Origin of the sequence: Hominisplanchenecus sp. (genome assembly GCF_046967715.1) — a bacterium.
GTDB lineage: Bacteria > Bacillota > Clostridia > Lachnospirales > Lachnospiraceae > Hominisplanchenecus > Hominisplanchenecus faecis.
Genome location: NZ_JBKVNQ010000059.1, coordinates 1 through 5,834, shown reverse-complemented (window position 1 = coordinate 5,834; position 5,834 = coordinate 1). Strand labels below are relative to the sequence as shown.

The window sequence follows — 5,834 nt, the reverse complement described above, 5'->3', positions numbered from 1 at the left end:
TCATTTAATTCATATGCGAGACTGCTGCTCTTCTTTAACACTTCCTGCTTTTTATTCCGGATCCAGGCACGCCGCCTGCTCTGATCACTGCCCTGCACTTTTTCTGCCTGACTTAAAATTTCTTCGTACTCGTCATATAATTCTTTCGCATAAATATCACAGGAAATGGCTTTTTCCATATTGATAAAGCTTTCTTCATAATTTTCTTTTTCCAGAGCACCATATGCCAGATATTGATAAACTTCTGCCAGATGTGTATTGTGCGTGAGGATCTGCTCTGCTGCCGAAGTTGCTTCCTCTGCACTCCGGCTTCCTTCCATCACCGCAAGCTGTGCCGGCGTATAAGCACCGTAAAAGCTCAGTGCCTTCTGATGTTCTCCGACATAATCGAGCAAGAACGGCATGCAGAAATAAATACATCCCACACTTATAACTGTCAGAAAAATACAGTCTTCGATTTTTGTCTTTTTCTTTAAACTACCCTCTGCTTTACCGTAATCCAGACACAGAAGTCCCAAAAGCCCGATCGCAGTAAACTGCAGATCAAAATCAACCAGCATATGCAGCATGATAAGAAGCAAAATCTGTTTCTGCATACTGCTCTGACTGCCTTTTAAGAGCTGACGCAGCATCACAGCCGCAAACAGAACAGCCGGAAGAATACCCAGATCCAACGCAGCCTGTAACCAGTCGTTATGCACAAAGAGCGTCTTGTAAACTCCGGTCTGCATCCGTCCTTGAACATAAGCATAGCCATGGTAACCCATTCCAAACGGATACTTTGCGATCATTTTTAATGCATCCAGATCATAAAGAATACGTCCTTTCCAGGTACTGGAATAGCGGAACACTGTGAAAATCCTGCCGATATTCTGCTCACCTGCCCCGTTTGTCACAACCATAACAACTGCAAGTAGTGCAAACACAGCGACAATGCAAAAAATCCCGTATTTCTTTGCTTTTTGTGACGACAGATGCCGGATAAACCAGATCAGATATCCGAAAAACAGAAGCATCACGCCGCGGCTCCCAGTCAGAAGCAATCCTGCCAAAAGTACAATTCCTTCCAGAGTCTGCATTTTGTCTCTTTTGATGCCCGATTCCTGTTCTCTGCTTTTGTTTTCGATCCATCGATTGCAGATCACAACCAATCCTGCCAGCAGATAGAGTGCACAGGTATTAGAATACTGGAAAAATCCACCAAGACGCCCGACCTGCCAGAGCTGCTCTTTCAGAGCCGGAAATGGCAGTGCCAGAATCCCGGCCAGTACCATAAAGCAGCCGATGTGTGCGATATAGCCTGTTGCTTTCTGTCTGGTTTCATCCGAAAACTGCATGAAAAACAGATAGCCAAGAGGCAGTGGCAGCATTTTGATCACGCCCACAAAATCCATTGCCCGATCGATTGCATAAAAACAGGTAATACCGAACCATAAAAACACAGACAGCAACACTGCCAGCTGTTTTTTCCCTTTGATCTGAAACGAATATTTTACGCGGCAAACGATAAGCAGTATACCAAGCACTGCCGCAAGCATCGCTCCGGAAAATTCATAAAATCCTCCATACAAAAATGCAGAAAGAAGAAGCACTGTAAAAACAGCTGCCTCTTCTTTCGTTCTTTTATATGGACTGCTCTTCCATTGTATTTGATTTTTTGTCTTTTTCTTTGAATTTTGCTGTGCCATATAAAATCCTCCGTAACGGCTTCGCCCTGTGCAAAACCGTTACGATCCTGTTATTATTTTTTAATTTTTACCGAACTGCTCTGTCCTTTTTTGCGGAACAGTTTCTGGTAATTTTTGAGTTTCTTTGCCGGAACCTTGATCGTCGCTTTTTTGTTAATGCCCTTGAGTGCCTTTGCTTTGACGGTCTTCAGTTTCGTGCTTTTTACGGTAATGTTTTTCAGGTTTTTGCAGTCCTTAAACGCTGCTTTTCCGATGCTTTTCACATTCGCTCCGACGGTTACCTTTTTCAGTTTCTTGCATCCGGCAAATGCCTGATCCTGGATTGCGGTAACGTTCGCTCCGATCACAACAGTCTGTACATCGCTTCCTTTGAGGGCATTTTTTGCAATCTGTACAACTTTGTAAGTTTTCTTATTGATCTGAACCGTCTTTGGAATATTGACTTTTTTCGTTTTGCCGTTGATCACTCCGACAAATGCCACCGTAGATGCGGACAGTACTTTATATTTCTGTCCCTTTACTTCTTTTACCGTACCGACTGCAAGCGTTCCGTCCGTGTTCTGGTTTCCATTGTTTGTATTCTGGTTCCCGTTGTTGCCCTGGTTTCCACCATTTGTGCCGTTGCTGTTTCCCTTATCTCCGTTATCGTCTTTATGATCATCATCCTGATCATTTCCTGCACCTGCCCGAACTTCCACATCATAATATGCATATTTTGCTTTTGTTCCGGCTGCATTGACTACTTTTGTCAGAATCATCATCGTACCGGATTTTGTCATTCCTGCGAACGGCGTAAAGGCACCTGCATAGGCGATCCACTGATTATCCGGTACCAGTTCTGTCTGATAATCATATTTACTCTGGAAATTCTGCTCTGTCATCACACAATAGAACAATTTCTCAGTGCTGTCACCATATTCCAGCGTTACAGTCGTTGATGGTGTCGCCGGATATCCCGTCATAGAAATACCTGCCGCTTCAAAACCTTCTTCGACTCTCTGCTTACTTCGAAGCAGAACCGCATGGCGATCCCCCGCCTGACGGATACAATAGCTGTATTCTTCTCCTTCTGTCAGAGACTTCATATCTTCTGCTGTTAGCAGATACTTCTGGGTTCCTTTCGGGATTGAGATCTCTAATACCGTCCGGATCTCATTTTTATGATGGAACTCCAGAACAACATCCTGATCTTTCGTGTAGTTTCCAACATAAAATACACCGTTGGAAGTGCTGCCTGTCTGATTTCCCGGCTGATACTCCATGTCCACATAAACCGGAAACAGACCATTTAGATTCTTTGTTCCAGGAGCCTCATAAGTTTTGCCATTGACCGAAATTTCTGTAATGGAAAAATATCCGTTTTCACTTCCAAGACTTTCTATATCTGCTCTTGTAACCTCAAAATACTTCTGCTTTTTCACGCCGGAAGCATCCTCCTGCACCTTGCAGTTCAGTTCCTTACGATTCTCATTATCATCCGCTTTGACAGTCACGCTTACCGTATCTCCGGCATTTGCAATATCATCTGCAATATAGACACAGTTTGTCTGAGAGAAAGCATCCAGCTGGCGTGCATATAAAACCGGTCTCTGGAAGCTGATATTGAGACCTTTTGCCAGGTTTTCATTTGCGATGACAACAGATCCCGTACCATATTTTGCTTCGTACTCAGACAGATCAAGGGAACAGAGAAATCTCTTTTCGCCAGATTTTGTATTGATCACATAAAAAATACCGTCATTGGCTACTTCATAACCATTTTCTTTGCTGTAAGTTCCAACAATCGTATCATTATAACTTACATTTCCATCGGTAAAATCATAACTTCTCTCTGCAAAGTACGGTTTTACATATTTTGCAACTTCATCATTCAGATTTAAGCCATATACATAAGCTGCCACATAATTTCCATGTTTGTCTGTATGGATTTCTTTGTCATTACCATATAAATTGGATTCATTGGAAGCATTTCCCTGTGAAGCTTCCGAATCCATCATGCCAAGAATGATCGGCTTGTCGGTGGAAATCACTGCATTCTTGATCACTGTTTTACAACCGCTTTCTGTCTCAAGAACCATATTATAAGTTCCGTTCGGAATTGCCTCTTCAATGATCGCTCCGTTCTGGAAACCTGCCATGATTCCGTAAGTATACTGCGTGTTGTAAACATCACTGCCTCCGTTTTCATCAAATGGCATTTTCTTTGCCGGATAACGGTCATCCTGCACTCTTCCGGAATCTGTATCCTGATAAATCTGCATAATTTTTGTATTCAGACCATACTGTTTGCTGTCTTTTCCGTCTGCATTAACAAGATAAGATTTCTTGATCGTCTGATCTTCTTTTCCGCAGAATGCAGAAACCCAGTAAGCAGTCACCTGTGCATTTCCTGTGATGCTGGAAGTGTAGATCGGATTTTTTGTATTTTCAACTTCGACTTCTTTTGAACCCTTTGTTGTAAAATAATCTTCCTTTTTCAGTGTGATACTCAGACCGCCAACGGTTTTGCTGCCGGATTTGCCCGGATAGGTCAGTGAAACCTCTTTTGTTCCGCTCACATCATCCAAAATCGGAACGGAAATTTCATAATAGTCATAATCATCTTTGCCATATAAAGTATAATCCTGTGCTACCTCGCCGACCGCATATTCTTTCCCGCCAATCGTTGCTTTAAATGCATCCGCCTCCTGGCCCTGCAGAGAATCATCGGATGTTTTCAGATACAGTTTTACCTCATATCCATCCCACAGATGATCGTAATCACCTGTTTTTTTGCAAGCTCCCAAATAATACGTGTCATACAGACTTTTCAGCTGATCGCCGTCTGCCGCCTGTGTCTGTGCAACCTCTTCTGTAGATGCCGCATAGACATTTCCTGCCATAGAAGGCGGGAGCAGGATCTGCAGCAGAAGTGCCAGTACCAGTAAGAATGCTGTTTTCTTCATCGTGTTGCCCTCCCTTGTTTTTTATATTTATTATAATCTGACTTACATATAAAAATCAACGCTTATATTGGTAATTTTTACAAATTATTGTCTGTTTTTAAAATTTACAGTGGTAGTTTTTTTTGTTTTCGACTATAATAGACAGGAAAATATATTTGAAGCGATACAGCGTTATCACTGTATCAGAATGGAGGACAAAATGGAAATCGTATGCTTAGACCTGGAAGGTGTACTGGTACCGGAAATCTGGATTGCTTTTGCAGAAGAAACAGGCATCCCGGAATTAAAGAAAACCACCAGAGACGAACCGGACTACGATAAACTGATGAAATATCGTCTTAATATTTTAAAAGAACATAATCTGGGACTGAAAGAAATCCAGGAAACCATCGCCAAAATCGATCCGCTCCCGGGAGCAAAAGAATTTCTGGATAAATTAAGAGAACTGACACAGGTTATCATTATCAGCGATACTTTCTCACAGTTCGCAGGTCCGCTGATGAAAAAGCTGGGTTATCCGACTATTTTCTGCAACTCTCTTGTCGTTGCTGACAACGGAGAAATCATTGATTTCAAAATGCGTTGTGAGAAATCCAAATACACAACCGTCAAAGCTCTGCAGTCCATCGGTTATGACACCATCGCAAGCGGCGACAGCCATAACGACCTTGGCATGATCCAGGCAAGTAAGGCAGGCTTCTTATTCAGAAGTACCGATGCAATCAAAGCAGAATATCCACAGCTGCCGGCATTTGAGACCTATGATGAACTTTATGATGCAATTAAGAAAGTGATCGAGGGATAAGGCGGAGGTTTGTGTAAATGTGCAAATGAACAGCCATAGTTTTTAAAAACACTTCATATCATATTTTACCTGACGGAACTCGGTTACAGCCTGCAGCCGATTTGGGATGCGATGAAAACCTGGAGCGAAAATTATAAAGAACTGGTTCAGAAGGGATAAATAAAGATGCTCCTTTTCAGGAAGACAAGCAAAGCAAACTTGTGACCTGAGAAGGAGCACATTTTTTTATAAAAAAAATGCAAGTCAAACGCACATGAGACTTGATATGTTATTCTGATCCGTTTTGCTGACATTTATCTAACAGAATCGCTTTGCATCTCGCGGAGCGTTTATTTCGGGCAACAAAAAAAGCGGGTGATGGGAATCGAACCCACGTATCCAGCTTGGAAGGCTGGT

At 42.4% G+C, this 5,834-nt stretch carries 4 protein-coding genes; 2 read left to right on the top strand and 2 right to left on the bottom strand.

Features of this window, described 5'->3' with window-relative positions; all coding sequences use genetic code 11:
• Window positions 1–1,688 (bottom strand): O-antigen ligase family protein (locus ACLTL4_RS08995; RefSeq protein ID WP_412320437.1); only part of this gene is annotated, 1,688 nt, incomplete at its 3' end.
• 53 nt (window positions 1,689–1,741) lie between these two features.
• Window positions 1,742–4,633, bottom strand: coding sequence for a leucine-rich repeat protein (locus ACLTL4_RS08990; protein ID WP_226911934.1), 2,892 nt, complete (start codon window positions 4,631–4,633; stop codon window positions 1,742–1,744).
• Between the two features lie 199 nt (window positions 4,634–4,832).
• On the opposite strand from ACLTL4_RS08990, the gene thrH reads away from it, so the two are divergent.
• Window positions 4,833–5,438: a bifunctional phosphoserine phosphatase/homoserine phosphotransferase ThrH gene (gene thrH / locus ACLTL4_RS08985; RefSeq protein ID WP_412320436.1), complete on the top strand. Its 606-nt coding sequence runs from the start codon at window positions 4,833–4,835 to the stop codon at window positions 5,436–5,438.
• A gap of 57 nt (window positions 5,439–5,495) precedes the next feature.
• Window positions 5,496–5,597: a hypothetical protein gene (locus ACLTL4_RS08980; protein WP_173866952.1), complete on the top strand. Its 102-nt coding sequence runs from the start codon at window positions 5,496–5,498 to the stop codon at window positions 5,595–5,597.
• The last annotated feature ends 237 nt before the right edge of the window (window positions 5,598–5,834 follow it).

Bases quoted from the DNA above. Each gene is read 5' to 3' on its own strand.
- ACLTL4_RS08990 (WP_226911934.1), bottom strand. From the start codon at position 4,633: ATGAAGAAAACAGCATTCTTACTGGTACTGGCACTTCTGCTGCAGATC.
- thrH (WP_412320436.1), top strand. From the start codon at position 4,833: ATGGAAATCGTATGCTTAGACCTGGAAGGTGTACTGGTACCGGAAATC.